Here is a 25,137-nt window from a genome sequence, read left to right as displayed (position 1 = left end):
GTTAACCGCGTGGGTAGCATGGCTCACATGACGAGCACCGCTTTCGAGCTGTCCCGCGAGCACGAGGAGTTCCGCGCCAGCGTGCGCGAGTTCGCCGCCGCCGAGATCGCGCCCCACGCCGCGCAGTGGGACCGCGAGCACCACTTCCCGGTCGACGTGGTGCGCAAGATGGGCGCGCTGGGCCTCTTCGGGCTCACCGCGCCCGAGGAGTACGGCGGCGCCGGAGAGGACGGCGACTTCACCAGCCTGTGCGTGGCCATCGAGGAGATCGGTCGCGTCGACCAGTCGATGGGCATCACCCTGCAGGCCGCGGTCGGCCTGGGCATCAACCCGGTGCTCACCTACGGCACCGAGGAGCAGAAGAAGCAGTGGCTGCCCGACCTGGTCGCCGGTGAGCGGCTGGCCGGCTTCGGGCTCACCGAGCCCGGCGCCGGCTCCGACGCGGGGGCCACCCGCACCAAGGCGGCGCTCGACGGCGGCGAGTGGGTCATCGACGGCTCGAAGCAGTTCATCACCAACTCCGGCTCCGAGATCACCTCGTTGGTCACCGTCACCGCCCGCACCGGCACCCGCGAGGACGGCCGCCCCGAGATCTCCGCGATCATGGTGCCGGCCGGCACGCCCGGCTTCACCGCCGAGAAGGCCTACGACAAGCTCGGCTGGCACGCCTCCGACACCCACCCGCTCAGCTTCGAGTCGTGCCGGGTGCCGGCCGAGAACCTGTTGGGCCAGCAGGGCCGCGGCTACGCGCAGTTCCTCGCGACCCTCGACGACGGCCGGGTCGCGATCTCGGCGCTCTCGGTCGGCTGCATCCAGGCCTGCCTCGACATGAGCCTGGCCTACGCCGGCGAGCGCCAGACCTTCGGCGGCCCGATCGGGCGCAAGCAGGGCGTGGCCTTCCAGATCGCCGACCTCGAGGTGATGCTGCACGCCAGCCGGATGCTGACCTACCGCGCGGCGGCGCTCAAGGACGCCGGGGCGCCGTACCAGCAGTTCAAGCAGGCGGCCGCGGTCGCCAAGGTCTACTCCACCGAGTCGGCCGTGACCGCCACCCGCATCGCCACCCAGGTCTTCGGCGGCTACGGCTTCATGGAGGAGTACCCGGTCGCGCGCTTCTACCGCGACGCCAAGGTCCTCGAGGTCGGGGAGGGCACCTCGGAGGTCCAGCGGATGCTGATCGCCCGGGGTCTGGGCCTGCCGGTCGAGTAGGTGGGCGATAGCCTGCCGGGCATGGGTCACCGCCGGCAGCGCCTCCTGGGCGAGGCCGGGCGGTTCCTGGCGGTCGGCGGCCTGGCCACGGTCGTGGCCCTGGTGCTCTTCAACCTGCTGGTCCACGGGTTCAACACCGGTGACCGCGCGCTGCTCGACGACCGACCGATCCTGGCCTACGTGCTGGCCAACACCGTCGGCATGGTCATCAGCTACCGCGGCACCCGGATGTGGGCCTTCCGCGACCGCCCGCCGCGGCACGCCGACGGCGGGCGCTCGGCGTTCGTGGCCATCAACGTCGCCACGATGACGCTGCCGGTGCTGTGCCTCTACGTCAGCCGTGACGTGCTGGGCCTCGACGACCCCGTCAGCGACAACGTGGCGGCCAACGTCATCGGGCTGGCCCTCGGTGTCGCCGCCCGCTTCTGGCTCTTCCGCGCCCTGGTCTTCCGTCGCCCCATCAACCTCGGCGACATCTACCCCGCGGAGCGGCGCTTCCCGGTCGACCCGGGCGCACCCGTCAGCGAACCCGTCAGCGGGCAGCCGTCCAGAGACCCGTCCACGAGTGGCCCAGCTCGGCCACCATCAGCCGCAGGCGGGGCAGGCTGAGGCCCACCACGTTGTGGTGGTCGCCCTCGATGCCGGTGACGAACGCGCCGCCCAGCCCGTCGATGGTGAAGGCGCCGGCGACGTGCAGCGGCTCGCCGGTGGCGACGTAGGCCGCGATCTCGTCGTCGCCCACGTCGGCGAAGTGCACGGTCGTCGACTCCGTCGCCGCGACCGCCCGGCCTGTCGCGGTGTCGTGCAGGCTGTGCCCGCTGTGCAGCACGCCGCTGCGGCCCCGCATCGCGCGCCACCGGGCGACGGCCTCCTCGGGATCCTCCGGCTTGCCGAGCGCCCGGCCGTCGAGCTCGAACACCGAGTCGCAGCCCAGCACCAGCGCGCCGGCCGGCACCTCGTCGCGGCCGACCACGGCCTCGGCCTTGAGGCGGGCCAGGGCGCCGGCCACCTCGACCGGTGCCAGGTCGCCCACCTGGGACTCGTCGACCCCGGAGACGACCACCACCGGCTCGATGCCGGCGCTGCGCAGGGTGGCGAGTCGGGCGGGGGAGGCGGAGCCGAGCACGAGCACGGGGGAGGGGGAGGTCACGGTGCGCCACCCTACGACCCCTTGGCAGACTGGCGCCGTGCCCGCGCCCCGTCTCCTCCTGCTCGGCGTCGCGGCCCTCGGCCTCGTCGCGGCGGTGGCGCTGGTCGTGGTGCTCACCGGCCCGAGCCCGGGCCGCAGGAGCGCAACCGCCTCGCCGAGCGGTCCCAGTACGCCGACCCGACGCCCGCGCGGTCGCCGCGGCCGCGCAGGCCCGCGCCGACGGCGACGTGGCGCTCGCCGAGGTGCTCGAGGAGCTCGCCTCGGTGCCCTCGGGCATCTGGCTGACCCCCGAGCGGCACCCGGTCGGCTCCGTCGGCGCGTACGCCGCCTCGCTGGTGGCCGCCGCCGACGCGCGCGACGAGGTGCCGGTGCTCGTGCTCTACGGCGTGCCCGAGCGCGACTGCGCGGCGTCGCTGTCGTCGGGCGGGCTGCCAGCCGAGCAGTACCCGGTCTGGGTGGGCGAGGTCGCCACCGCCCTCGGCGCCGCCGAGGCGCCGTCGGTGGTCGTGCTCGAGCCCGACGCGCTGGCCACCGCCGAGGAGTGCGGGCGCCGCGACGAGCGGGTCGAGCAGCTGCGCAGCGCCGTCGGGCTGCTCGCCGAGGCCGGGGTGACGACGTACGTCGATGCCGGGCACTCCGACTGGATCCCCGCCCGGACGATGGCGCGCCTGCTCGAGGCGGTGGGCGTCGAGCGGGTGCGCGGCTTCGCCACCAACGTGTCGAACTACCAGCGCGACGAGGACGAGCGGGCCTACGCCGAGACCCTCGACGACCTCGTGGCGGGCGAGCAGCACTGGGTCGTCGACCGCGGCCGCAACGGCAACGGGTCGACGCAGGAGTGGTGCAACCCCGAGGAGGCCGCCCTGGGCCAGCGTCCCGGCTTCGTCGACGACGGGACGGGGCTCGACGCCTACCTGTGGATCAAGCCGCCGGGCGAGTCCGACGGCACCTGCGGCGGCGGGCCCGCGGCCGGCGAGATCTGGCCCGAGGCGGCGCTGCGTCTCGCGCGGTGACCGGGCGGGGCGTCCGGCCCCCTGGGGCACCTCCTCGTTGTTAGTCTCCTGCCATGACTTCGGACTGGACGGCGGTGATCGTCGAGGACGACCCCGACGTGCGCGACCTCATCGACATCGTCCTGACCCAGTCCGGGTTCCGCACGATCCTGGCCGAGGACGGGCCCAGCGGGGTCGAGGCGGTGCGCAAGCACGACCCGTTGATCACCACCCTCGACGTCAACATGCCCGGCATGGACGGCTTCGCCGTGGCCAAGCGGCTGCGCGAGTTCAGCAACACCTACCTGATCATGATCACCGCGCTGGCCGACGAGATCGACGTCGTGCAGGGCTTCGAGGCCGGCGCCGACGACTACCTGGTCAAGCCGTTCCGCCCCCGTGAGCTGCGCGCCCGCGCCGACTCGATGCTGCGCCGACCGCGCGAGCGGCTCGACCAGCCCGCCCCCTCCTCGCCCGCTCCTGCGACCGTCGCCGCCGAGCCGGCGCAGTCGTGGGCGGCCCAGGCGGCCCGCGACCTGCAGGAGCAGGCGATGCCGCCGCGCAGCTCCGAACCCCCGGTGCCTGCCCCGGTCGAGCCGCCGGCGCGCGAGCCGGGCCAGCACGCGGCGCGGCTGCACGCGGTGCCCGTCGCCGCCCAGGCCGAGCCGACCCACGAGCCGGTCCAGCCCGCCCAGTCCGTCCAGCCCGCCCACTCCGCCCACTCCGGCGGGGCCGCCGCCGACGGGTCCTGGGTGCGCTTCAACGGCCTGGCGCTCAACAACGAGACGCGCAGCGTGACCGTGGGCGGCAGCGGGGTCGAGCTCACCCGCACCGAGTTCGACCTGCTCGCCTCGCTGCTCAGCACCGGGCGCCGGGTCCGCAGCAAGGCCGACCTGGTGCTGACGATGCGGGGCCAGCAGTACGTCACCTCGTACTTCGTCAACGAGGCCGACAAGCGCTCGGTCGAGGTCCACATCGCCAACCTGCGGCGCAAGATCGGCGACGACAGCACCAACCCGCGCTTCGTCGAGACCGTGCGCGGCGTCGGCTACCGCCTGGCCGAGCCGCTCTGAGCGACGCCCTCCTGCTGGCGTTCAGTTGGCGTTGACCGGGATGTCGGTCTTCTCGGTCTTCTCCTCCGACTCGAAGATCGCGATCGGCACGGTCTGCTTGACGGTGCGCTCGATGAAGCGGCTGCCGCCGGCGCTGACCTGGATCGAGACCGTCGCGGTGAAGGTCAGCTCGATGCCGCGGGTGTCGAGCGAGGTGCCCTTGATCTTCTGGTTGCGCAGCTCGAAGGCGCCCTTGGGCGAGGTGATGAGCATGCCGTACTTCGTGCTGAGCGGCTGCGGGTCGAAGGTGGCCCTGCGCGCCTCGACGTCGAGCTGGTAGGGACGCTGGGTCCTGCCGCCGTCGCTGGTGATGGTGCGCGAGGTGACCTTGATCCGGTCGAGGTAGACCTTGCGCTTGGTCGCGAAGGCGTCGCGCAGGCCCCGGTCGAGGTCGTAGGCCTGGAAGGTGAAGGAGAAGAACTTGGCGCCGCGCGGGTACCACTCGTTGGTCCGCGGCGTCGACTTGGTGGGGTAGAGCGTGTAGACGAAGTCGATGCCCGGGGCGCCGTCGACGGAGAGGTGGCTCTGGAAGGTGCCGTCGGTGGTGAACTGCGAGTCGTAGAGGTCCGCGGTCGCGCTCGGGGTGGGCGCCTCCGCCTCCACCGGTTCCGAGCCGCCGTCGAGCAGCGAGCAGCCCGCGAGCGCGACGCTCAGCGCGAGCCCGGCCGCCGTGGCGCGCAGGGTCCGTGTGGTGCGGTGCGACGTCATGCCTTGAACCCCCGGTAGCGCTTGCTGGCCTTGATGAGCATCCATGCGGTCTGCAGGACGGTGATGACGCCGAGCACCGGCCAGCCGGCGGCCAGCACGTCGGACTTCGTCGCCGGGTCGAGCGGGCCGTAGGCCCACCCGGCGTACAGGCCCACCAGCAGCAGGCCCACGACGATGAAGGGATAGGTCCAGGCGACGCCCTTGCCGCGCTCGGCCTTGGCCTGGGCCGCCCAGTTGTCGGTCTGCTGCTTGGAGAAGAACTTCAGCCAGGCCCGGACGAAGTGACCCATCCGGGTCATCATGTAGAGCTCGGCGGGGAAGACGAGGAGCACGAAGAGGTAGTCGCGGCGGTTGCGGAACTGCATCGAGTGCGCGACCCGGAAGTTCAGCCAGACCGCGGCCAGCGGCGGGATCAGCCACAGCGGGCTGAAGACGAACGCGTCGAGCTGCAACGACCACATCAGCAGCACGACGAAGAGGAACCTCGTGGTCATGTTGATGACCATCGACATGTGCTCGAACCAGCGCAGGCGCAGGTTCGGGTGGAACGGCTGGCCCTTCGTGTCGCCGCGCTGGCCGGGCCACATCAGGTCGATGGCCCCGAAGTTCCACTTGACCTGCTGGGCGTCGAGCGAGCGCAGCGTGGTCATCCCGCCCACGTGGGCGCGGGCCCGGGCCGAGATCTTGGTGAGGTAGCCGGCCGACTTGATCTGCAGCGAGAGCAGGGAGTCCTCGACCTCGGAGTCGCTGACCCAGGGGGTGCGCTGGTGGCTGTCGCGCATCACGTCGCGCAGCGCCTGGGTGGAGAAGATCGAGAACTGCCCGCCCAGCACCGCCATGTTGCGGCCCTTGAGCAGGTTCTGCATGTTGAAGGCCGAGAACTGCGCGCGCTGCCCGGCGATGAGGAACTTCGACATCACCCCGTCGAGCGCGGAGTCGTCGATGGAGTAGATGGCCGAGATGCCCCCGATGCGGTCGTCGCTGGAGATCTCGTCGACGAGGTGCTGGATCGCGTCGGGTTCGGGGGTGGTGTCGCCGTCGACCCCGAGCAGGAAGTCCATGTGCTCGACCAGCGAGTAGCCGTAGTTGAGCGCCCCGACCTTCTTGTCGGGGTTCTTGCCGATGTCGTGGACGTAGACGACGGTGCTCTGCTCGCCGGTCGGCGTCATCCGGGTGTGCGGGCCGGCGTAGTGGCTGGCGATCTCGACCGAGTCGTCGCTGGTGTTGTTGACGATGAGGTGGACGACGTCGGGCAGGCGGGTCTGCTGCAGCAGCGAGTCGAGCACGCCGGCGATGGTCTCGGCCTCGTTGTAGGCCGGGATGATGCAGCCGACCGTCGCACGCACCGTGGGGATGGCGTCGAGGTCGCCGAGGAAGTCCTCGGCGTAGGCCTCGAGCCCCGGGTCGGGTCGCTGCACGAAGCCGTGGGCGGTGCCGAGGCCGTTCTCGAGCCGCTGGTCGGCCCTGAGGTCGTCGCTCATCTGCTCATCTCCCGTCGTCCGTGGCCCCGTGCTGGGCCACGTCGTGGACAGGAGTCTGCCGCGCCGACCTCAAGGTCCCCCCGGCTTTGCCCAAAGATTCGCTCAGCCCGGGAGGGCGCTGGAGCGCCAGGCCCCCGGGCCGTGCGGCAGCGGGCGGCGTACGGCGCGCGCCGGCGCCGACCACTCGGGCCGGCGGCGCCGCGGGGCCGGGGCCTCCCCGCCCCCGAGCGCGGAGAGGACGGCGACCACGGCCGCCACCTCCTCCGGCGTCGCGGAGGCGTCGAGGATCCGCAGCGCGGGCCGGGCCGGCTGCTCGCCCTCGTGCTGCCCGTCCTGCTGGTCGTCGTTCACCGCGCCCGTCACAGCGGGATGTTCCCGTGCTTCTTCGGCGGCAGGCTGGCGCGCTTGGAGCGCAGCAGCCGCAGCGCCCGCACGACCTCGGTGCGGGTCTCGTGGGGCTGGATCACCGCGTCGATGTAGCCGCGCTCGGCCGCGATGTAGGGGTTGGCCAGCGTGGTCTCGTACTCGTCGATGAGCTCGGCGCGGCGCGCCTCGACGTCGCCGCCCTCGGCCTCGACCTGGGCCAGCGTCTTGCGGTGCACGATGTTGGCCGCGCCCTGGGCGCCCATCACCGCGATCTGGGCGGTGGGCCAGGCGACGTTGATGTCGGCGCCGAGGTGCTTGGAGCCCATCACGTCGTAGGCGCCGCCGTAGGCCTTGCGGGTGATGATGGTGACCAGCGGGACGGTGGCCTCGGAGTAGGCGTAGATCAGCTTGGCGCCGCGGCGGATGATGCCGTTCCACTCCTGGTCGGTGCCGGGCAGGAAGCCGGGCACGTCGACGAAGGTCAGCACCGGGATGTTGAAGGCGTCGCAGAACCGCACGAAGCGCGCGGCCTTCTCGCTGGCGTCGATGTCGAGGGTGCCGGCGAACTGCATCGGCTGGTTGGCCACCACGCCGACCGGACGCCCCTCGACCCGGCCGTAGCCGATGATCAGGTTGGGGGCGAAGAGCTCCTGGACCTCGAGGAACTCGCCGTCGTCGACCACGGCGCCGATGACGTCGTGCATGTCGTAGGGCTGGTTCGCGCCGTCGGGGATGATCGTGTCGAGCGCGCGGTCCTCGTCGCTGATCTCCAGCGCCGCCGGCTCGTCGTAGACGACCGGCTCGTCGAGGTTGTTCTGGGGCAGGTAGGAGAGCAGCGCCTTGACGTAGTCGATGGCGTCCTCCTCGTCGGAGCCCATGTAGTGGGCGTTGCCCGACTTGGTGTTGTGCGTGCGCGCGCCGCCGAGCTCCTCCATGGAGACGTCCTCGCCGGTGACGGTCTTGATGACGTCGGGGCCGGTGATGAACATCGCGGAGGTCTGGTCGACCATGACGGTGAAGTCGGTGACGGCGGGGGAGTAGACGTGCCCGCCGGCGCAGTTGCCCATGATCATCGAGATCTGGGGGATGACGCCCGAGGCGTGCACGTTGCGGCGGAAGATCTCGCCGTACAGGCCCAGGGAGACGACGCCCTCCTGGATGCGCGCGCCGGCGCCCTCGTTGATGCCGATGATCGGGCAGCCGGTCTTGATCGCGAGGTCCATCACCTTGGTGATCTTCTCGCCGTAGACCTCGCCCAGCGAGCCGCCGAAGACGGTGAAGTCCTGGGAGAACACGCAGACCTGGCGCCCGTCGATGGTGCCGTAGCCGGTGACCACGCCGTCGCCGTAGGGGCGGTTCTTCTCCAGCCCGAACGCCGTGGAGCGGTGGCGCGCGAGCTCGTCGAGCTCGACGAAGCTGCCCTCGTCGAAGAGCATCTCGATGCGCTCGCGGGCGGTCTTGCGTCCCTTGGCATGCTGCTTCTCGACGGCTTTGGCCGACCCGGCGTGGACGGCCTCGTCCAGCCGTCGGTCCAGGTCGGCGAGCTTGCCCGCCGTGGTGTGCAGGTCGATGTCCTGCGGGACCTCGGTGCCCTCGCCTGGCTGTGCGCTCACGTGTTCCGGCCTCCTGACTGGGCCCGTCCGTCTGGCCCTCGCGTCTGCTGGTGCGTCAATGTAGTGCCCGTGCCCGATCCCGCGCCGCAGCGCCCACCCCTCGACGACCCCCTTGACGTGCAGCGCCTCGCCGGGGCAGGGGTCGAGGTGGTGGCGCAGTCGCCCTCGACCAACGCCCTGGTCGCCGACCGGGCGCGCGCCGGGGCACCCGAGGGCCTCGTCGTCGTCACCGAGCACCAGACCGCCGGCCGCGGGCGCCTGGACCGCACCTGGAGCACGCCGGCCCGCTCGGCACTGACCTTCTCGCTGCTGCTGCGCCCCCGGGTCGCAGCCGAGCAGTGGCCGTGGCTGCCGCTGCTGACCGGGCACGCCGTCGGCGCCGCGCTCGGCGCGCTGGGCTACCCGGCGGGGGTGAAGTGGCCCAACGACGTGCTGGTGGAGGGGCGCAAGCTCGCCGGCATCCTGGTCGAGCGGGTCGAGACGCCCACCGGCCCGGCCGCGGTGCTCGGCATCGGGCTCAACGTGCGGCTGCCCGCCGACCTGCTGCCGGTGCCGACCGCGACCTCCCTGCTGGTCGAGTCCCAGGAGCGCGGGGTCGACCTGCCCGACCGCAGCACCCTGCTCCTGGCGCTGCTCGAGCGCCTGCGGGCGTCGTACGACGAGTGGCAGGGCGGCGGCGAGGCCGAGGCGGGGCGGCTGCGCACGGCGTACGCCGACGCGTGCGTGACGCTCGGCCTCGACGTGCGGGTCGAGCTGCCCGGCGCCGACGCGCTCGAGGGCGCCGCGGTCGGCATCGACCGCCACGGCCGGCTGCTCGTGCAGCCCGTCGGGGCCGGGGGCGCGCCCGTGGCGGTCTCAGCGGGCGACGTGGTGCACGTGCGGGTGCGATGATCGGCGACGTGCCGATCAACCGCAGCCTGCTCAACGAGGGCGAGAACGTCGTCGTCTCCACGCGCACCCACCCCAAGGCGCTGCTGGTGCCGCTGCTGGTGCTGGTCGTGCTGCTGGCGCTGGGGACCTTCGTGGAGCGCCAGACCAGCGGCGACGGCGGGCGCGTCGTGGCCTGGGTGGTGTGGGCGGTGGTGGCGATCGGTGCCCTGCGCTACGCGCTCTGGCCGTTCCTGGAGTGGCTGACCGGGCACTACACCTTCACCGACCGGCGGCTGATCACGCGCACCGGCGTGCTGACCCGGCGCGGGCACGACATCGCGCTGTCGCGGGTCAGCGACGTGGCCGTCGAGCTGCACCTGACCGACCGGATGCTGGGCTGCGGCACGCTGGTGGTCAGCGACGCCAGCACCCACGGCCAGGTCGTGCTGCCCGACATCCCGCACGTCGAGGAGGTCCAGCGCCGCCTCCAGGTCCTGCTGCACCAGGAGTCCGCGCGGGACGAGCGCGCATGAGCGAGGAGAAGCGGGCCAGGGTCACCCACACCGACCTCGAGAGCGCCATCCTGCGCGCCACGCCGTCGCTGACCGGCACCGAGCTCGCGCAGACCGCCGACATCAGCACCGAGCAGGCCAAGCGCCTGTGGCGGGCCCTGGGGTTCCCCGAGCACGCCGACGACGTGGTGGCCTACCTGCCCTCCGACGCGCAGGCGATCCACACCCTGCTCGGGGTGATGAGCGCCGGCGTGCTCGACGACGACATGGCGGTCAACATGACCCGGGCGCTGGGCCAGACCATGGCCCGGCTCGCCGAGTGGGAGGTCACCGCGCTGGTCCAGCGCGTCGAGCAGCTGCACCACGACGGCGACGCGGGCCGGGCGGGGCTGCCGGGCTCGCGGGTCGGGTCCGCGCTCCAGCTGGTCGACGAGCTCAGCGAGCCCTTCGAGGAGCTGCTGATCTACGCCTGGCGGCGCCACCTCGCGGCGGCCGCGGCGCGCATCGAGGCGCTGGCCGCCGACGACGAGGACCTGCACACCGTCGAGCTCAGCGTCGGCTTCGCCGACATCGTCGGGTTCACCGCCCTGTCCAACACCCTCACCGAGGAGCGCATCGGCGACCTCGTCGAGCTCTTCGAGATGCGCTGCGCCGACGTGGTGGCCACCCAGCGGGGCCGGGTCATCAAGAGCATCGGCGACTCGGTGCTCTTCGTCAACGACGACCCGCTGGCCGCCTACGACACCGCCGAGGGCATCATCAACGTGGTCGGCCGCGACCCCCGGATGCCCGACGTGCGGGTGGGCCTGGCCACCGGCTCGGTGGTGCTGCGGCTCGGTGACGTGTTCGGCCCGCCGGTCAACATGGCCGCGCGGCTGACCAACGTGGCGCGCCGCAACCGCATCATCACCGACGAGGCGACGGCCCGGCTGCTGCCCGAGGACCAGTTCGAGACCCGGCGGATGGCCGCGCGCCCGGTGCGCGGGTTCGGCATCGTCGAGCCGGTCGCCGTACGCCGGCACTGAGGGCCGCTGGGAGGCGGCTGGGAACCGCCTGGGAGTGCCCTGGGAGCCCGCCGTTGTTACCGATCTGTGGATCGGGAGGGGTTGCGTCACGGCCCCTGTCCTTTACCTGCCGCGCCCGGCGGGGGTAAAGGTATCCTCGGCGTGGCGATTGTCATGAAAATGCCAGTGTCATTTTCTCCCATTCACTACCGATCGGTCCTTTCCCTTCCTAGGATCGATGCGTGATCAATGTTCAGGAGATCAGCCTCGACCCCGACACCCGACGAGCCTGGCGCGCCGGCGACGAGATCAACCTGTCGCGCAAGGAGTTCGACCTGGTGCACGCCCTCATCGCCCGAGCCGGCGACATCGTCACCCGCGAGGAGCTGATGCGCGACGTGTGGCACACCTCGTTCTGGACCAGCTCCAAGACGATCGACGTCCACCTGGGCTGGGTGCGGCGCAAGCTGGGCGACGACAGCCGCAACCCGCACCTGATCACCACGATCCGGGGCAAGGGCCTGCGCTTCGAGAAGGTCGGCCCGGCGGCCTGATCCGCAGCCGCACCTCCTAGGCTGCTGGTCGTGCCCGACCCTGCATCGACCACGCCCGCCCCGACCTCGGCGCCCACCCTGGCCGTCATCGGCGGGGGACAGCTCGCCCGGATGATGGCCCAGCCGGCCATCGCGCTGGGCCTGCCGCTGCGGCTGCTGGCCGAGGCGCCCGGCGTCTCGGCCGCCCAGGTCATCGTCGACCACGAGGTCGGCGACCACCGCGACCTCGAGACGCTGCGCCGGGTCACCGCCGGCTGCCCCGTGGTCACCTTCGACCACGAGCACGTGCCCACCGAGCACCTGCACGCCCTCGAGGCCGACGGCGTCGCCGTCCGCCCGGGCCCGGGGGCCCTGGTGCACGCGCAGGACAAGGCCGTGATGCGCGAGCGGCTCACCGCGCTCGGCGTGCCCTGCCCCCGCCACGCGGTCGTCGACGACGTCGCCGCGGTCGAGGACTTCGGCTTCCCGTGCGTGCTCAAGACCACCCGCGGCGGCTACGACGGCAAGGGCGTGTGGGTCGTGCGCGACGCCGCCGGCTGCGCCGAGCCGTTCCGCGCCGCGGAGCAGGCCGGGGTGCGGCTGCTCGCCGAGGAGCTCGTCGACTTCCGCCGCGAGCTCTCCGCGCTCGTGGCGCGCTCGCCCAGCGGCCAGGCCGCGGCGTACCCCGTGGTGGCCTCGACCCAGCTCGACGGGATCTGCCACGAGGTGGTCGCCCCGGCGCCCGACCTCGACGAGGACCTCGCCGGGCAGGCGCAGGCGATCGCGCTGCGCGTCGCCGGCGAGCTCGACGTCACCGGCGTCCTGGCGGTGGAGCTCTTCGAGACCACCGACGGCCGCATCCTGGTCAACGAGCTGGCGATGCGCCCGCACAACACCGGGCACTGGACCCAGGACGGCGCCGTCACCTCCCAGTTCGAGAACCACCTGCGCGCGGTGATGGACCTGCCGCTGGGCTCGCCCGCCCCCCGGGCGCGGTGGACGGTGATGGTCAACATCCTCGGCGGCGAGCGCCCCGACGTCGGGCGCCTCTACGACGGGTTCCCGCACGCGATGGCCCGCGACCCGCACCTGCGGGTGCACCTGTACGGCAAGGACCTGCGACCCGGTCGCAAGGTCGGCCACGTCAACGCCTACGGCGACGACCTCGAGGACTGCCTGGAGCGCGCGCGGCACGCCGCCGCCTGGTTCCGCGGCGACCTCGGTGACGAGAGCGAGTGAGATGACCAGCCCCGACGCCCCCACCCCTGCGACCCCCCGGGTGGGGATCGTGATGGGCTCCGACTCCGACTGGCCCGTGATGCGGGCCGCTGCGGAGGCCCTCGAGGAGTTCGGGGTGGCCCACGAGGCCGACGTCGTCTCCGCGCACCGGATGCCGCAGGAGATGATCGACTACGGCCGCGAGGCCGCCGGCCGGGGGCTCTCGGTGATCATCGCCGGCGCCGGCGGCGCGGCGCACCTGCCCGGCATGCTGGCCGCGGTCACCCCGCTGCCGGTCATCGGGGTCCCGGTGCCGCTGAAGTACCTCGACGGCATGGACTCGCTGCTCTCGATCGTGCAGATGCCGGCCGGCGTGCCGGTCGCCACCGTCGCGGTGGGGGGAGCCCGCAACGCCGGGCTGCTCGCGGTGCGGGTGCTGGCCGCCACCGACCCGGCGCTGCAGGAGCGGATGTCGGCCTTCCAGGAGACGCTGCGCGAGGCCGCCCACGCCAAGGGCGAGGTGGTGCGCCGCGAGGCCGGGGGCACCGCGCCCCGCGTCGGGTTCTGAGCGGGGTCCTGGGCGGGGCGGTGCGGCCGGGCCGCCTGGTCGGCGTCGACCTGGCGCGCTGCCTGGCGCTGCTGGCCATGATGGCCACCCACCTGCTCGCGCAGCGCGACCCCGACGGGGCGCTGAGCGCCTCGGCCTGGCTCTTCTCCGGCCGTGCCTCGGCGCTGTTCGCGGTGCTCGCCGGTCTGAGCCTGGCGCTGATGACGGGTCGCACCCGGCCGCTGCGGGGCCGGGCCCGGGCCACGCGCTCAGCGGGCCTGGCCGTGCGGGCCCTGCTCGTGGCGCTGGTCGGACTGGCCCTGGGTGAGGTGGACTCCGGGATCGCGGTGATCCTGACCCACTACGGGCTGCTGCTGCTGATGGGGCTGCTCGTGGTCGGGCTGGGGGCCCGCTCGCTGGCGCTGCTGGCCGCGGCCTGGGTGGTGCTCGGGCCGGTGCTGGCCCAGGTGGTGCGCCCCGAGCTGCCGCCCCGCGGCTACGCCAGCCCCTCCTTCGAGCAGCTCGCCGAGCCCGGTCGGCTGGTCTCGGAGCTGCTGTTCACCGGCTACTACCCGATGGCGTCGTGGTTCGCCTACCTGCTGGTCGGCCTCGCCCTGGGCCGGCTCGACCTCGCCGCGCTGCGCCGGCGCACCCTGCTGCTGCTGGCCGTGGCGGGAGGGGGTCTGGCCGTGGCCACGACCTGGGTCTCCCACGCGCTGACCGCTCGCGCGGACGTGCTCTCGGCCCTGCTGCCGCGGGCCGTGGCGCGCCGGGGCACCGAGGCCGCGGACCGGCAGCTGCGCGAGCTCGTCGAGGGCGGGCTCTACGGCCAGACCCCGGTCGACGGGCCGTGGCAGTGGCTGCTGGTGGTGGCCCCGCACTCCACGACACCCTTCGACCTCGCCCAGACCATCGGCAGCTCGCTGCTGGTGGTGGGCCTGTGCCTGCTGCTGGTGCGGCTGCTGGAGCCCGGGGCGGTGCGGGCGGTGGCCGTGGCCTCCGGCGCCGGCGCCGCGACGCTGAGCCTCTACAGCCTGCACGTCCTGATGACCTCCGACCTGCTGTGGCCGCCGGACTCCTCGGCGGGCACCGTGGTGCAGTACGTCGTGGTGCTGGGGGCCGGCGCGCTGCTCGTCGCGACGGGGCGCCGCGGCCCGCTCGAGGCGGCCGTCGCCCGGCTCAGCGCCGGCGCCACTCGATAGCCGGGCAGGTGTCCATCACCATCGCGACCCCCGCCGCGGTGGTGCGCTCGAAGGCGGCCTCGTCGACGACGCCGAGCTGGAACCACACCCCGCGCGCGCCGATGCGCACCGCCTCGTCGGCGAAGGGCCCGGCAGCCTCGGAGCGGCGGAAGACGTCGACGACGTCGACGGGGAACGGGATGTCGGACAGGGTCGCGTAGGCGCGCTCGCCGAGCACCTCGAGCCCGCCCTCGCGGGCGGCCGCCGGGTGCACCGGGACGACCCGCTTGCCGCGGTCCTGCAGCAGCGAGGCGATGGAGTACGCCGTCCGGCCCGGGTCGCCGGAGAGGCCCACCACCGCCCACGTCGAGCACTCCTCGAGCATCGTCTCCACCCAGGCGGGGTCCTGCCAGCTGCGGGTCATGGCCCGAGCCTAGGTCGCGACCGGGCCCATCCCGAAGGGTGGTGGGTGGCCCCGGGGCGCCCGTTAGGTTCGGTCGCATGGCCAACATCAAGTACACCGTCCCCGGCATGTCCGACGCCGACTCGGAGCGCGTGATCGCGCTGCTCCAGGACCGGCTGCACGCCGCCAACGACCTGCACCTGACCCTCAAGCACGTGCACTGGAACGTCGTCGGCCCGCACTTCATCGCCGTGCACGAGATGATCGACCCCCAGGTCGAGGCCGTGCGCGGGTTCGCCGACGAGATCGCCGAGCGGATCGCCACCATGGGTGGCTCGCCGAAGGGCACCCCCGGCTCGATCGTCGAGAACCGCACCTGGGAGGAGTACTCCCTGGGTCGCGGCACCACCCAGGAGCACCTCGGCGCGCTCGACCTCGTCTACCAGGGCGTGATCAGCAGCTACCGCGACGGGATCAAGGAGCTCGGCGAGCTCGACCCGGTCACCGAGGACATGTTCATCGGGCAGACCGACAAGCTCGAGCTGTTCCACTGGTTCATCCGGGCCCACCTCGAGGACAAGGGCGGCAACCTCTCGACCGAGGGCGCGACGTCGGAGAAGGACGCCGCGCAGTCGGCCGGCTGACCTTCCCCTCCTGCACGACCCCGGCACCATCCGGCGGCGCCCGCACCCCTCGAGGGTGCGGGCGCCGCCGCATTTCCGCGGAGCTGCTGCGGCGGGCGGTGCGGCTCTGCCACGATCGGGACATGGGCGTGGGCGACTCGCGACGGCGCGTCGAGACCGCACGCCTGCTGCTGCGGGCCCGGGTCACCGACGGCGAGGTGCGGGCGCGCTACGAGAACGAGGTGGTGCGGGTCAACCTGCCCGTCGCGCTCCAGGTCGCCCGGCGCTACCGCGGCCGGGGCATCGCCGACGACGACCTCGACCAGGTCGCCAGCCTCGGCCTGGTCAAGGCCGTGCGGGCCTTCGACCCCACCCTCGGCGAGGACTTCCTCGGCTTCGCGGTGCCCACGCTGCGCGGGGAGATCCGGCGCCACTTCCGTGACGCCGGCTGGGCCGTGCGGCCACCCCGGGCGGTCCAGGAGCTGCAGGCCCGGGTCGCCCGCGCGGAGTCGCGGCTGTTCCAGGAGCTGGGGCGCGCGCCCCGGCACAGCGAGATCGCCGTCGCGCTCGACGTACCGCTGTCGATGGTCACCGACTCGCTGCGCGCCACGGGGTGCTTCGCGCCGGTCTCCCTCGACGCCGCCGGCGACGGGCCGGGGGAGGAGCCGCCCACCGCACGCATGGGCGGGCCCGACCCGGCGTTCGCGAGCGCGGAGGCACGGGTCGCGCTCGCCCCGCTGCTGCGCGACCTCGACGAGCGGGAGCTGACGATGGTGCGGATGCGCTACTTCGAGCACGCCACCCAGGCCGAGATCGGCGCGGCCGTCGGGCTCTCGCAGGAGCAGGTCTCGCGGCTGCTCAGCGGGCTGCTGGTGCGGTTGCGACGACAGCTGGCCGACGCGGCCGCCTAGCCCCGGGGGTGGATCCGCGGCAGCGCCGAGGACTTGCCCTTGAACTGCGGGGTGCGCTTCTCGCGGAAGGCGGCCACGCCCTCCTTGCCGTCGCCCAGCGAGGTCCAGTACATCGCCAGCGAGTCCGAGAGGTGCGCCTCGAGCGGGTGTGCCAGGGCGCTGTTGCGGTAGAGCATCTGCTTGGCCAGGCCCAGCGCCACCGGGGAGCGGTCGCGCACGAAGGAGCGGGCCAGCTCCTGGGCGGCGGGCAGCAGCTCGTCGGGCTCGTGGACCGAGCGCAGCAGCCGCCCCTCGAGCGCCTGCTCGGCGCTGAGCACGTCGGCGGAGTAGACCCACTCCAGGGCCTGCTGGATGCCGACGATGCGCGGCAGGAACCAGCTCGAGGCGGCCTCGGGCACGATGCCCAGGCGCCCGAAGACGAAGCCGATCTTTGCCTTGGTGGAGGCCAGGCGCAGGTCCATCGCCAGCGTCATCGTGGCGCCGATGCCGACCGCGGGGCCGTTGACGGCGGCGATGACGGGCTTGGGCAGCGCGTGGATCGCCAGCGTCACCTTGCCGCCGGTGTCGCGCACGCCCTTGTCGTACGGCGCCTCGTCGTAGGCGGCGCGGAACTCCTCGGGGGTGGGGCGCAGCGACTCGTCGAGCCCGAAGACGTTGCCCTCGGCCGAGAGGTCCATCCCTGCGCAGAAGGCGCGGCCGGCGCCGGTGACGACGACGGCGCGCACGTCGTCGCTGCGCAGCTCGGTGCGGAAGACCGACTCGAGCTCGCGCGCCATCGTCAGGTCGAAGGCGTTGAGCGCGTCGGGACGGCTCAGGGTCAAGGTGGCGACGCCGTCGGCGTCCGTGGTGATGTCGAGCGTGTCGTGGGTGGTCTGGCTCATCCGGTGGTCCCCTTCGGCAGTCCGGACGGCGAGCAGAGGCCCTGACCGATCCGGTCGGTGTCGTCGTCGATGATGGCCTGGAACATCTGGGGCGCTCGATCGGGGTCCCAGTTGACCGCCAGGTCCTGGATCGGCACGCCACAGGTCAGGCCGTTCTCGCCGTTGACGCGGGTCATCGCCATCGCCCACATCCCGGCCCGCCACGGCGTCATGCCCTTGCCGAACTCGACGGTGTCGGTGGCGGCCATGTTGAGGCGCCAGTAGCGCACCGGGTTGAGCACCGACCAGGGCGAGAGCACCTCGTCGCCGACCGAGGAGACGACCTCGCGCTGGGCCTGGGCGCGCTGCACGTCGCCCAGGGCGGTGTAGGTCTTGCGCGAGCGGGCGTAGCCGAGCGCCGTGACGCCGTCGGCCTCCTGGCAGCCGGCCTCCACGTCGAGGTTGGCCAGCGGGTCCTGCATCGCCTTCTCGGGGCAGATCTCGACCCCGCCCACGGCGTCGACCAGGCCGACGAAGCCGCCGATGCCGATCTCGACGTACTCGTCGATGTGGATGCCGGTGTTCTGCTCGATCGTCTTGACCAGCAGCTTGGGACCGCCGAAGGCGTAGGCCGCGTTGATCTTGGTGGTGCCCCGGTCGGGCACCTCGACCAGCGAGTCGCGCGGGATCGACATCAGCAGGTTGGGCCCCGAGCCGGTGTGCAGCAGCATGATCGTGTCGGTGCGCTGGCCCGCGGCGTTGCCGGTGCCGAACTCCTTGCGCTGCTCGGGCGTCAGGCCCTCGCGCGAGTCGCTGCCGACCAGCAGGTACGTCGTGCCCGGCTGCTCGTCGGGGCGCTCCCCGCCGGGCGCGAAGGCGACGTCGTCGACGCGGGTCCAGGCGTAAATCGGCACCGCGACGAGGAAGACGATCCAGGCCACCAGCAGCAGCACCAGGTGGCGCAGCCGTGGGCGCGGGCGCCAGGAGCGCCCGCCCCGGCCGTGCTGGGTGGGGGGCTGGGCCGGGGGCTGGACCGGCTGGGGTGCGGGTCGCTGGGCCGGCTGGGGTGCGGGCCGGGAGGTCGGCTGCGGACGCGGCTGCACCGGCATCCGGCGGGTGGCGTCGGGCTCGGGCTCGCTGCCGGGGCTGCCAGGGCTGCCGGAGCCGCCGTACAACCAGTTGAAGCGCTCTTCGTCGCTGTCCCCGCTTCCGGGCCGCTGTGCCATGCGCGGGAGGCTACCGTGCCGCCATGACCGCACCCCGCGCCTCGTCCTTCGCCCGTGTCTCGCTCGCGGTGATGACCTCGAGCGCGCAGGCCAACCTGCTGGGCAACATCCACGGCGGCGAGGTGGTCAAGCTGGCCGACTCCACGGCGGGCGCGGTCGCCCAGCGCCACAGCGGGGGACCGGCGGTCACCGCGGCCCTCGACGAGATGGTCTTCCTGCGCCCGGTGCACGTGGGCGACATCGTGCGCACCCTGGGCCAGGTCAACTGGGCGGGCCGCTCGTCGATGGAGATCGGGGTGCGGGTCGAGACCCAGCCCTGGAACGACCCGTCGGTCGGGTCGCTGCACGTCGCGTCGGCGTACTTCGTCTTCGTGGCCGTCGACGCCGACGGCGCCTCCCGGCCGGTGCCGGGGCTGCTGCCCGAGGACGCCGAGGACGAGCGCCGGCTGCGCGAGGCCGAGATCCGGCGCGCGCACCGCCTCGCCCGCAGGAGCGAGATCGAGGAGGGTCGGCGCGGCGCACCGTCGTGACGGCTGGGACTGGTGATACTGCTGGGACGTACACGATCCGCCAGCAGGAAGGCATCTCGATGCCACCCGTCTCTTCCCCCCGGGTGCTCGACGGCCAGGAGGCCCCGGCACGCACCAGCGCCGCCGACCGCGCTGCGCGGGTGCGGTTCAGGCGCGCCCTGTCGCTGATGGCGATGACGCTGGTCGCCCCCGGCTCCGCCCAGCTCGTCGCCGGCAACCGGCGGGTCGGTCGCCTGGCGCTGCGGGTCTGGCTGGTCGTCGTGGCCGTCACCCTGCTCACCGGGTTCGTGGTGCTGCTCGACCCGTCCCGGGCCGTGAGCCTGGGCTCGGAGGCGTGGCTGCTGCTGGTGCTGCGCACCGCGCTGCTGGCCGGGGCCGTGGGCTGGGCAGTGCTCTTCATGGACGCCTGGCGCCTGGGCCAGCCGCTGAGCCTCGGGCTGGCGCACCGGCGCGCCGCCGTCGGCGTCAACGGCGTGCTCTCGCTGAGCGTCGCCGGCGCCCTGCTCTTCGGCGCCCACCTGGTGGGCGTCCAGCGCGACCTGATCGTCACGATGTTCGGCTCCAGCGAGGTGGCCGGCTCCGCCGACGGGCGCTTCAACGTGCTGCTCATGGGTGGTGACTCCGGCGCCGGGCGCTGGGGCCTGCGCCCCGACTCCCTGACCGTCGCCTCGATCGACGCCACCACCGGCCGCACGGTGCTGGTCTCGCTGCCGCGCAACATGCAGGACTTCCCCTTCGCCGAGGGATCGGTGATGGCCGAGCAGTTCCCCAACGGCTTCGACGCCGACTACCTCAACGGCGTCAGCACCTGGGCCCAGGACCACGCGGAGCTCTTCGAGGGCGACGAGGACGACACCGACCCCGGCATCGAGGCCACCGTCTCGGCCGTCGAGGGCATCACCGGCCTCGAGGTCAGCTACTGGGCGATGGTCAACCTCCAGGGCTTCAAGGACCTCGTCGACGCCGTGGGCGGGGTGACCCTCACCGTGCGCCAGCCGATCCCCGTCGGCGGCCTGGGCTCCGACGTCTACGACTACATCGAGCCCGGCACCCGCACGCTGACCGGCTTCGAGACGCTCTGGTACGCCCGGGCCCGCGAGGGCTCCGACGACTACTCGCGCATGGCGCGGCAGAAGTGCGTGATGAACGCGATGCTCCAGCAGGTCAGCCCGCAGTCGGCGCTGCAGAACTTCGAGAAGATCGCGCAGGCGTCCTCGGAGATGATCTCGACCAACCTGCCCGCCTCCGAGCTCGACCGGTTCATGGGCCTGGCGATGAAGGCGAAGGAGCAGAAGATGTCGACGCTCTCGCTGGTGCCGCCGATGGTCAACACCGCCGACCCCGACATCGACCTCGTGCAGCGCAAGGTCGCCGCGGCCATCGACAAGGCCGAGGGCAGCGCCGCGGCCACGACGAAGGCGAAGAAGGAGCCGGCCGCCGGCACCCAGCCGGTGACCGGCGGGTCGGTGGGCTCGCTGTCGGAGGGCTACGCCGCCAACCAGGCCGGCGACCTGTCCAACGCCTGCTGAGCCGGCGGTCGGCGCCGGCACCTAGCCTGGGGGGCGATGTCCTCCGAACCGCGCACCGTGCTCGTCGTCGACGGCAACTCCCTGCTGCACCGCGCCTACCACGCCTCGGCGCGCAGCGGGTTCCGTGACGCGGCGGGCCGACCCGCGTGGGCGGTGCGCGGCCTGCTCTCGCAGCTGGTCGCGGCCGTCGACCGGGCGATGGCCGACGCGGTGGTCGTCGGGTTCGACGACCCCGCCTCGAGCGTGCGCCGCGAGCGGTGGCCCACCTACAAGGCGCACCGCACCCCCAAGCCCGACACCCTGGTCGAGCAGCTGGGCTCGGTGGGCGAGGTGCTGCGCGAGCTGGGCGTGGGCGTGGTGGTCCCGCCCGGGCTCGAGGCCGACGACGTGCTCGCCAGCGTGGCCGCCCAGGCACCCGGGCTGGGGTGGCGCACCGTGCTGGCCACCTCCGACCGCGACAGCTTCGCCCTCGTCGACGAGCACACGCGGGTGCTGCGCATCCTCAACGGCGGCGTCGACGCCTCGCCCCTGCTCGACCCCGCCCGCCTCGCGCTGGTCACCGGCGTGCACCCCGAGCAGTACCTCGACCTCGCCGCCCTGCGCGGCGACGCCTCCGACAACCTGCCCGGCGTCGCCGGCTTCGGCGCCAAGACCGCCGCCAAGCTGCTGGCCGAGCTCGGCACCGGCGCCGACGCCCTCGCCGACGCCGCCGCCGGGGGCGAGCGGTGCCGCGCCGCGGTGGGCCCGGCCCGCGCCCGCACGCTGGCCACCGACGAGGCCCGCGAGCGGTTCTGGCTCAACCGCGAGGTGATGGCCATGGCGCGCACCGTCGACGTCGGGCTCGCCCCGGGCTCCGAGCCGCCGGGGCGGCTGCCGCTCGACGAGTCGGCCGTGCGCTCGGTCTTCGGGCGCCACGACCTCTTCGTCAACGGCGCCGTGCGGGCCCTGACCCTCGCCGAGCCCACCCCCGGCGCGCCCGAGCGCGACCGCACGACCTACGCCGACCCGCGCTGGCGCGCTGCCCCCACCCCCGCCCCGCCCCGCCTCGCCCCCGCCGCCCCCGCCGCCCCCGTCTTCTCCCAGGACACCCTCTTCTGACGGCCGAGCAGTCACTTCTGAATCATCGAGCAGTCAGGTTTGCACCCTCGACCGGTCACTTCCGCACCTCGAGATCCAGGGTCGAAAGAGTTTTCGATCCGACTGTGGAAAACGGGGTTTGACCTGGTGCTTTGTCGGTGGCGGCTGAGATACTTCACTCATGTCGACCACCGCCGCGCACCCCATCGGGAGTGCTGTCGCGCGGGCCCACGCGATGCTGGACGAGGTCGCCGAAGTGTCGGCCTGGTCGATGAGCCAGGCCGAGACCGCGCAGGCGTTGGTGGAGGTCGCTCGGCTCGAGGCTCGGTGGGGCGAGGTGCGCTCGCGGCTGCTGGAGCACGCCGAGACCGTTGGGGTGCAGGAGCGCAACGCCTCGCCGTCGTTGGCGGTGTGGCACTCCAACGTCACCCGGACCACCAAGCGGGAGTCGTTCCGTCAGGTACGCCTGGCCGAGGGACTGGCGCGTCACGTCCCGGTGCGTGAAGCGCTCGGTCGTGGGGACCTGGTCGGAGAGCAGGCGTCGGTGATCTGTACGTCGTTGGATGCGCTGCCCGACGACCTCGCCCCGGCGGTCCTCGAGCAGGCCACGACAGCGTTGCTTGAGTTCGCACAGGTGCACGACGCGAAGGCGTTGCGGGTGCTGGGGCGTCGGATCCTCGACGTCGTCGCCCCGGAGGTGGGGGAGGCGTGGGAGGCCGAGCTGCTGGATCGTGAGGAGCGGGAGGCTGAGAAGAGCTCGGTGTTCCGGATGCGTGAGGACGGGCACGGTCGCATCAGGGGGTCCTTCACGGTGCCGCTGCTCGTGGGGCAGGTGCTCGAGCGGGCGCTGCTGGCCTTCGCGGCCCCCAAGCACCAGGTCGCCACCCGTGCCACCCGTGCCACCCGTGTCACCGGTGACTACCAGGACGAACCTGACGAGGCGCCGGTGCCGGTACGTCGTCCGACCGCGCAGCGCCTGGGGGCTGCGTTCGTGGAGCTGGTGGAGCGCCTCGATCCGGCTGCGCTTCCGCGGGCCGGTGGGGTGAACCCGACCGTGGTGGTGACGATGACGCTGGAGTCGCTGCAGGATGGGTTGGCCGCGGCCACGCTCGACACCGGTGGGCGGGTGAGTGCTGCGACCGCGCGGCGGCTGGCGTGCGAGGCCGGGATCGTGCCGGTGGTGCTGGGCGGCCGGAGCGAGCCGCTCGACGTGGGGCGCAGCCAGCGGCTCTTCACCGTCCCGCAGCGTCTTGCCCTGGGTGTGCGTGACGGTGGTTGCACCGCGAAGGGGTGTGACGCCCCGCCTGCGATGTGCCACGCCCACCACGAGGACTTCTGGTGCAGGGACGGCCACACCAAGGTGGAGCGGGGGCGGTTGCTGTGCCCCTACCACCACCGACGCATCCACGACCCGGAGTACGAGACCGAGGTCGGCGGCGACAACCAGGTCACCTTCCACCGGCGCACCTAGAAGACACCCCCCTGCAGCAACAAGACGCCGTACGCCGTGAACTGGCGCCGACTCGGCGTGCCGCTGACGGTGACGTCCCACGGCGTACGGCGGGTGCGGTTCTCGCGGGGTCTCGACGACGCGCGTCGCTGGCGCTCCTTGCTGCTCGACCAGAGGTGGGGGGCCGTAGGGTGTGGGCCGTGCCGAGCCCCAGCCCCGACCCTCGACGCGTGGTCGCGGTGGTCGTGACCTTCAACCGGTTGGGGCTGCTGCAGCGGCTGGTGGCGCGGCTGCGCGAGGTGCCGGAGGTCGACGAGGTGCTCGTCGTCGACAACGCCTCCTCCGACGGCACCGGCGCCTGGCTGGCCGAGGCGGCGGGCGGTGTCGGTACGCCGCTGCTGGCCCGCACGCTCGAGCGCAACGTCGGGGGAGCGGGCGGCTTCCACGACGGGCTGGGGTGGGCCGTCGAACGTGACGCCGACCTGGTCTGGCTGATGGACGACGACGGCCTGCCCGAGCACGACTGCCTGGCCCGGCTGCTGGCCGAGGACGGGCTCGACTTCTGGGGTCCGCTGGTCGTCGACGAGGCCGACACCGACCGGTTGGTCTTCCCGATCCGGCTGCCCGGCGGCACCCGCGTGGTGCACCGCCTGGCCGACGTCGAGCGCGCCGGGGGAGCGCGGGGGCGCCTCGACGACATCGTGATCCCCTTCAACGGGGTGCTGGTGACCCGCGAGCTGGTCGAGCGGATCGGGCTGCCGCGCTCGGAGTTCTTCATCTGGGGCGACGACCACGAGTACCGCCTGCGCGCCGAGAAGGCCGGCGCCCGCATCGCCACCGTCACCGGCGCCCGCGTCCACCACCCCTCGGTGGGCGAGCTCGGCACCCCGATGATGGGCGGGCGCACCACCTACAACCACAGCCCCAGCGAGCTCAAGGCCTACTGCATGGCCCGCAACAACACCGTCAACCTGCGCGACTACCGCGGCTGGGCGCACGTGGCGATGTTCTGGGCCAAGACGGTCTGGTTCTACCTGCTCACCCGCCGCGACCCGGGCCGTGTCGTGCTCAGCGCCCGCGCCGCCCTGGCCGGGCTGCGCGGCGACTTCACCGGCCACGAGAGGTTCCTGCGATGAGCGAGACCACCGGCGTCGTCGTCGTCACCTTCAACCGTGCCGACCTGCTCGAGCGGATGCTCGAGGGCCTGGGTGCCCTCGACCCCGCCCCCGAGCTCGTCGTGGTCGTCGACAACGCCAGCACCGACCACACCCCCGACGTGCTGGCCGCCTGCACGCTGCCGGGCCTGCAGGTCGTCCGCACCGCCGAGAACCTCGGTGGAGCAGGAGGCTTCCACCTCGGCACCCGGACGGCGTACGACGCCGGCGTCGACCGGATCTGGCTGATGGACGACGACGTGCTGCCCGCCACCGACTGCCTGGGCGTGCTGCTGGCCGCCGACGAGGACTGCCTGATGGCGGTGCGCGAGGACTCCCACGGGCGGCTGTGCGAGAAGGCCGCCACCCGCTTCGACCTGGCCAACCCGCTGGCGATCAAGCCCAAGACGGCCATGGTCGAGACCGACTGGGTGAGCCGTGACGCGATGCCCGAACGGGTCGAGCTCGAGAACGTCGCCTTCGAGGGCTTCATGGTGCGCCGCCGGGTGCTCGAGGCGGTCGGGCTGCCCGACCCGACGTACTTCATCTTCTACGACGACGTCGACTTCGCGGTGCGTGCCCGGCGGGCCGGCTTCCGGATCTGGGCGCTGCGCGACGCCGTGCTGGTGCGCCAGCTCGACTTCGACCAGCAGCACGACCTGGCGGGCTGGAAGGGCTTCTTCATGTACCGCAACCTCTTCGTGGTGCACCTGCGCTACGGCGAGAACGCGCTGGTGCGGGCCAAGCCGTGGCTGATCGCGCTGGCCGTGGTGGCGCTCAGCCCGCTGCGCGGAGGGCGTGCCGAGGCCGGCAACGTGATCCGGGCCATGCGCGCAGCGCGTGGGATGCGCCGGCTGCCACCTTCGTCCGTAGACTGA

The 25,137-nt window shown here is 72.9% G+C and carries 27 protein-coding genes; 19 read left to right on the top strand and 8 right to left on the bottom strand.

The window, feature by feature from the left end; genetic code table 11:
- Nucleotides 1-27 precede the first annotated feature (27 nt).
- Together H0S66_RS02510 and H0S66_RS02505 are read left to right on the top strand one after the other, a co-directional pair.
- Nucleotides 28-1,209, top strand: a complete 1,182-nt coding sequence (locus tag H0S66_RS02510) for an acyl-CoA dehydrogenase family protein (RefSeq protein WP_179613982.1) — start codon at nt 28-30, stop codon at nt 1,207-1,209.
- Between the two features lie 21 nt (nt 1,210-1,230).
- Nucleotides 1,231-1,818: a GtrA family protein gene (locus H0S66_RS02505; protein ID WP_179613981.1), complete on the top strand. Its 588-nt coding sequence runs from the start codon at nt 1,231-1,233 to the stop codon at nt 1,816-1,818.
- Here H0S66_RS02505 and H0S66_RS02500 read toward each other — a convergent pair.
- Entirely contained in the window at nt 1,742-2,359 is a 618-nt protein-coding gene (locus H0S66_RS02500) for a Maf family protein (protein ID WP_180923767.1), read from the bottom strand. The genes H0S66_RS02505 and H0S66_RS02500 overlap by 77 nt on opposite strands.
- A gap of 227 nt (nt 2,360-2,586) precedes the next feature.
- On the opposite strand from H0S66_RS02500, the gene H0S66_RS02495 reads away from it, so the two are divergent.
- Together H0S66_RS02495 and H0S66_RS02490 are read left to right on the top strand one after the other, a co-directional pair.
- Nucleotides 2,587-3,372 (top strand): glycoside hydrolase family 6 protein, encoded by a 786-nt coding sequence (locus tag H0S66_RS02495; protein ID WP_179613979.1) that lies wholly within the window; start codon nt 2,587-2,589, stop codon nt 3,370-3,372.
- A gap of 53 nt (nt 3,373-3,425) precedes the next feature.
- Nucleotides 3,426-4,424: a response regulator transcription factor gene (locus H0S66_RS02490; RefSeq protein WP_179613978.1), complete on the top strand. Its 999-nt coding sequence runs from the start codon at nt 3,426-3,428 to the stop codon at nt 4,422-4,424.
- A gap of 21 nt (nt 4,425-4,445) precedes the next feature.
- On the opposite strand, the gene H0S66_RS02485 is transcribed toward H0S66_RS02490, so the two are convergent.
- The 4 genes from H0S66_RS02485 to H0S66_RS02470 all read right to left on the bottom strand — a co-directional run bounded on the left by H0S66_RS02485 (nt 4,446) and on the right by H0S66_RS02470 (nt 8,631).
- Entirely contained in the window at nt 4,446-5,171 is a 726-nt protein-coding gene (locus tag H0S66_RS02485) for a hypothetical protein (protein WP_179613977.1), read from the bottom strand.
- Nucleotides 5,168-6,652, bottom strand: a complete 1,485-nt coding sequence (locus H0S66_RS02480) for a glycosyltransferase family 2 protein (RefSeq protein ID WP_179613976.1) — start codon at nt 6,650-6,652, stop codon at nt 5,168-5,170. Before H0S66_RS02480 ends, H0S66_RS02485 begins: the two co-directional genes overlap by 4 nt.
- Before the next feature lie 102 nt (nt 6,653-6,754).
- Nucleotides 6,755-7,015: an acyl-CoA carboxylase epsilon subunit gene (locus H0S66_RS02475; protein ID WP_218876208.1), complete on the bottom strand. Its 261-nt coding sequence runs from the start codon at nt 7,013-7,015 to the stop codon at nt 6,755-6,757.
- Nucleotides 7,012-8,631 (bottom strand): acyl-CoA carboxylase subunit beta, encoded by a 1,620-nt coding sequence (locus H0S66_RS02470; RefSeq protein ID WP_179613975.1) that lies wholly within the window; start codon nt 8,629-8,631, stop codon nt 7,012-7,014. Before H0S66_RS02470 ends, H0S66_RS02475 begins: the two co-directional genes overlap by 4 nt.
- Before the next feature lie 69 nt (nt 8,632-8,700).
- On the opposite strand from H0S66_RS02470, the gene H0S66_RS02465 reads away from it, so the two are divergent.
- The 7 genes from H0S66_RS02465 (at nt 8,701) to H0S66_RS02435 (ending at nt 14,517) form a co-directional block, all read left to right on the top strand.
- Nucleotides 8,701-9,522, top strand: coding sequence for a biotin--[acetyl-CoA-carboxylase] ligase (locus H0S66_RS02465; protein ID WP_258017069.1), 822 nt, complete (start codon nt 8,701-8,703; stop codon nt 9,520-9,522).
- Nucleotides 9,523-9,530: 8 nt separating this feature from the next.
- Nucleotides 9,531-10,034 (top strand): PH domain-containing protein, encoded by a 504-nt coding sequence (locus H0S66_RS02460; protein ID WP_179613974.1) that lies wholly within the window; start codon nt 9,531-9,533, stop codon nt 10,032-10,034.
- On the top strand, nt 10,031-11,038 hold the full coding sequence (locus H0S66_RS02455) for an adenylate/guanylate cyclase domain-containing protein (RefSeq protein ID WP_179613973.1): 1,008 nt from the start codon (nt 10,031-10,033) through the stop codon (nt 11,036-11,038). The genes H0S66_RS02460 and H0S66_RS02455 overlap by 4 nt, the downstream gene beginning before the upstream one ends.
- 221 nt (nt 11,039-11,259) lie before the next feature.
- The gene (locus H0S66_RS02450) at nt 11,260-11,571 is read left to right on the top strand and encodes a winged helix-turn-helix domain-containing protein (protein WP_179613972.1); all 312 of its coding nucleotides are present in this window, start codon (nt 11,260-11,262) and stop codon (nt 11,569-11,571) included.
- A gap of 111 nt (nt 11,572-11,682) precedes the next feature.
- A complete protein-coding gene (locus H0S66_RS02445; RefSeq protein WP_246305245.1) occupies nt 11,683-12,789 on the top strand; it encodes a 5-(carboxyamino)imidazole ribonucleotide synthase in 1,107 nt (368 codons plus the stop codon).
- Between the two features lies 1 nt (nt 12,790).
- Nucleotides 12,791-13,336 carry a 5-(carboxyamino)imidazole ribonucleotide mutase gene (purE, locus tag H0S66_RS02440; RefSeq protein ID WP_179613970.1) on the top strand — a complete coding sequence of 182 codons (546 nt, stop codon included), beginning with the start codon at nt 12,791-12,793 and terminating at the stop codon, nt 13,334-13,336.
- A 20-nt stretch (nt 13,337-13,356) separates the two neighbouring features.
- The gene (locus tag H0S66_RS02435) at nt 13,357-14,517 is read left to right on the top strand and encodes a heparan-alpha-glucosaminide N-acetyltransferase domain-containing protein (protein ID WP_179613969.1); all 1,161 of its coding nucleotides are present in this window, start codon (nt 13,357-13,359) and stop codon (nt 14,515-14,517) included.
- On the opposite strand, the gene H0S66_RS02430 is transcribed toward H0S66_RS02435, so the two are convergent.
- A complete protein-coding gene (locus H0S66_RS02430; RefSeq protein ID WP_179613968.1) occupies nt 14,495-14,920 on the bottom strand; it encodes a CoA-binding protein in 426 nt (141 codons plus the stop codon). The genes H0S66_RS02435 and H0S66_RS02430 overlap by 23 nt on opposite strands.
- Before the next feature lie 77 nt (nt 14,921-14,997).
- Here H0S66_RS02430 and H0S66_RS02425 point away from each other — a divergent pair, with 77 nt between their 5' ends.
- On the top strand, nt 14,998-15,543 hold the full coding sequence (locus tag H0S66_RS02425; protein WP_179613967.1) for a Dps family protein: 546 nt from the start codon (nt 14,998-15,000) through the stop codon (nt 15,541-15,543).
- 122 nt (nt 15,544-15,665) lie between these two features.
- Nucleotides 15,666-16,433, top strand: a complete 768-nt coding sequence (locus tag H0S66_RS02420) for a sigma-70 family RNA polymerase sigma factor (RefSeq protein WP_179613966.1) — start codon at nt 15,666-15,668, stop codon at nt 16,431-16,433.
- On the opposite strand, the gene H0S66_RS02415 is transcribed toward H0S66_RS02420, so the two are convergent.
- Nucleotides 16,430-17,314: a crotonase/enoyl-CoA hydratase family protein gene (locus tag H0S66_RS02415; RefSeq protein ID WP_179613965.1), complete on the bottom strand. Its 885-nt coding sequence runs from the start codon at nt 17,312-17,314 to the stop codon at nt 16,430-16,432. The genes H0S66_RS02420 and H0S66_RS02415 overlap by 4 nt on opposite strands.
- Nucleotides 17,311-18,519 carry an LCP family protein gene (locus tag H0S66_RS02410; protein WP_179613964.1) on the bottom strand — a complete coding sequence of 403 codons (1,209 nt, stop codon included), beginning with the start codon at nt 18,517-18,519 and terminating at the stop codon, nt 17,311-17,313. The genes H0S66_RS02415 and H0S66_RS02410 overlap by 4 nt, the downstream gene beginning before the upstream one ends.
- 23 nt (nt 18,520-18,542) lie before the next feature.
- Between H0S66_RS02410 and H0S66_RS02405 the strand changes: the two genes are divergently transcribed.
- The 6 genes from H0S66_RS02405 (at nt 18,543) to H0S66_RS02380 (ending at nt 25,137) form a co-directional block, all read left to right on the top strand.
- Nucleotides 18,543-19,049 carry an acyl-CoA thioesterase gene (locus tag H0S66_RS02405; protein ID WP_179613963.1) on the top strand — a complete coding sequence of 169 codons (507 nt, stop codon included), beginning with the start codon at nt 18,543-18,545 and terminating at the stop codon, nt 19,047-19,049.
- Nucleotides 19,050-19,108: 59 nt separating this feature from the next.
- Nucleotides 19,109-20,578: an LCP family protein gene (locus H0S66_RS02400; protein ID WP_179613962.1), complete on the top strand. Its 1,470-nt coding sequence runs from the start codon at nt 19,109-19,111 to the stop codon at nt 20,576-20,578.
- Nucleotides 20,579-20,614: 36 nt separating this feature from the next.
- Entirely contained in the window at nt 20,615-21,676 is a 1,062-nt protein-coding gene (locus H0S66_RS02395) for a 5'-3' exonuclease (RefSeq protein ID WP_179613961.1), read from the top strand.
- A gap of 160 nt (nt 21,677-21,836) precedes the next feature.
- Entirely contained in the window at nt 21,837-23,126 is a 1,290-nt protein-coding gene (locus H0S66_RS02390) for an HNH endonuclease signature motif containing protein (protein ID WP_180923765.1), read from the top strand.
- 179 nt (nt 23,127-23,305) lie between these two features.
- Complete coding sequence (locus H0S66_RS02385; protein ID WP_179613959.1) at nt 23,306-24,241, top strand: glycosyltransferase family 2 protein; 936 nt, start codon at nt 23,306-23,308, stop codon at nt 24,239-24,241.
- On the top strand, nt 24,238-25,137 hold the full coding sequence (locus H0S66_RS02380) for a glycosyltransferase family 2 protein (protein ID WP_179613958.1): 900 nt from the start codon (nt 24,238-24,240) through the stop codon (nt 25,135-25,137). Before H0S66_RS02385 ends, H0S66_RS02380 begins: the two co-directional genes overlap by 4 nt.

The organism is Nocardioides marinisabuli, from assembly GCF_013466785.1.
Classification (GTDB): Bacteria; Actinomycetota; Actinomycetes; order Propionibacteriales; family Nocardioidaceae; genus Nocardioides; species Nocardioides marinisabuli.
Note: the sequence above shows the minus strand (reverse complement) of the source record. Positions and strands in the feature narration are given on the sequence as shown.

Bases quoted from the DNA above. Each gene is read 5' to 3' on its own strand.
- H0S66_RS02455 (WP_179613973.1), top strand. From the start codon at position 10,031: ATGAGCGAGGAGAAGCGGGCCAGGGTCACCCACACCGACCTCGAGAGC.
- H0S66_RS02405 (WP_179613963.1), top strand. From the start codon at position 18,543: ATGACCGCACCCCGCGCCTCGTCCTTCGCCCGTGTCTCGCTCGCGGTG.
- H0S66_RS02395 (WP_179613961.1), top strand. From the start codon at position 20,615: ATGTCCTCCGAACCGCGCACCGTGCTCGTCGTCGACGGCAACTCCCTG.
- H0S66_RS02445 (WP_246305245.1), top strand. From the start codon at position 11,683: ATGATGGCCCAGCCGGCCATCGCGCTGGGCCTGCCGCTGCGGCTGCTG.
- H0S66_RS02415 (WP_179613965.1), bottom strand. From the start codon at position 17,314: ATGAGCCAGACCACCCACGACACGCTCGACATCACCACGGACGCCGAC.
- purE (WP_179613970.1), top strand. From the start codon at position 12,791: ATGACCAGCCCCGACGCCCCCACCCCTGCGACCCCCCGGGTGGGGATC.
- H0S66_RS02420 (WP_179613966.1), top strand. From the start codon at position 15,666: ATGGGCGTGGGCGACTCGCGACGGCGCGTCGAGACCGCACGCCTGCTG.
- H0S66_RS02425 (WP_179613967.1), top strand. From the start codon at position 14,998: ATGGCCAACATCAAGTACACCGTCCCCGGCATGTCCGACGCCGACTCG.
- H0S66_RS02510 (WP_179613982.1), top strand. From the start codon at position 28: ATGACGAGCACCGCTTTCGAGCTGTCCCGCGAGCACGAGGAGTTCCGC.
- H0S66_RS02485 (WP_179613977.1), bottom strand. From the start codon at position 5,171: ATGACGTCGCACCGCACCACACGGACCCTGCGCGCCACGGCGGCCGGG.
- H0S66_RS02400 (WP_179613962.1), top strand. From the start codon at position 19,109: ATGCCACCCGTCTCTTCCCCCCGGGTGCTCGACGGCCAGGAGGCCCCG.
- H0S66_RS02390 (WP_180923765.1), top strand. From the start codon at position 21,837: ATGTCGACCACCGCCGCGCACCCCATCGGGAGTGCTGTCGCGCGGGCC.
- H0S66_RS02490 (WP_179613978.1), top strand. From the start codon at position 3,426: ATGACTTCGGACTGGACGGCGGTGATCGTCGAGGACGACCCCGACGTG.
- H0S66_RS02410 (WP_179613964.1), bottom strand. From the start codon at position 18,519: ATGGCACAGCGGCCCGGAAGCGGGGACAGCGACGAAGAGCGCTTCAAC.
- H0S66_RS02380 (WP_179613958.1), top strand. From the start codon at position 24,238: ATGAGCGAGACCACCGGCGTCGTCGTCGTCACCTTCAACCGTGCCGAC.
- H0S66_RS02505 (WP_179613981.1), top strand. From the start codon at position 1,231: ATGGGTCACCGCCGGCAGCGCCTCCTGGGCGAGGCCGGGCGGTTCCTG.
- H0S66_RS02480 (WP_179613976.1), bottom strand. From the start codon at position 6,652: ATGAGCGACGACCTCAGGGCCGACCAGCGGCTCGAGAACGGCCTCGGC.
- H0S66_RS02430 (WP_179613968.1), bottom strand. From the start codon at position 14,920: ATGACCCGCAGCTGGCAGGACCCCGCCTGGGTGGAGACGATGCTCGAG.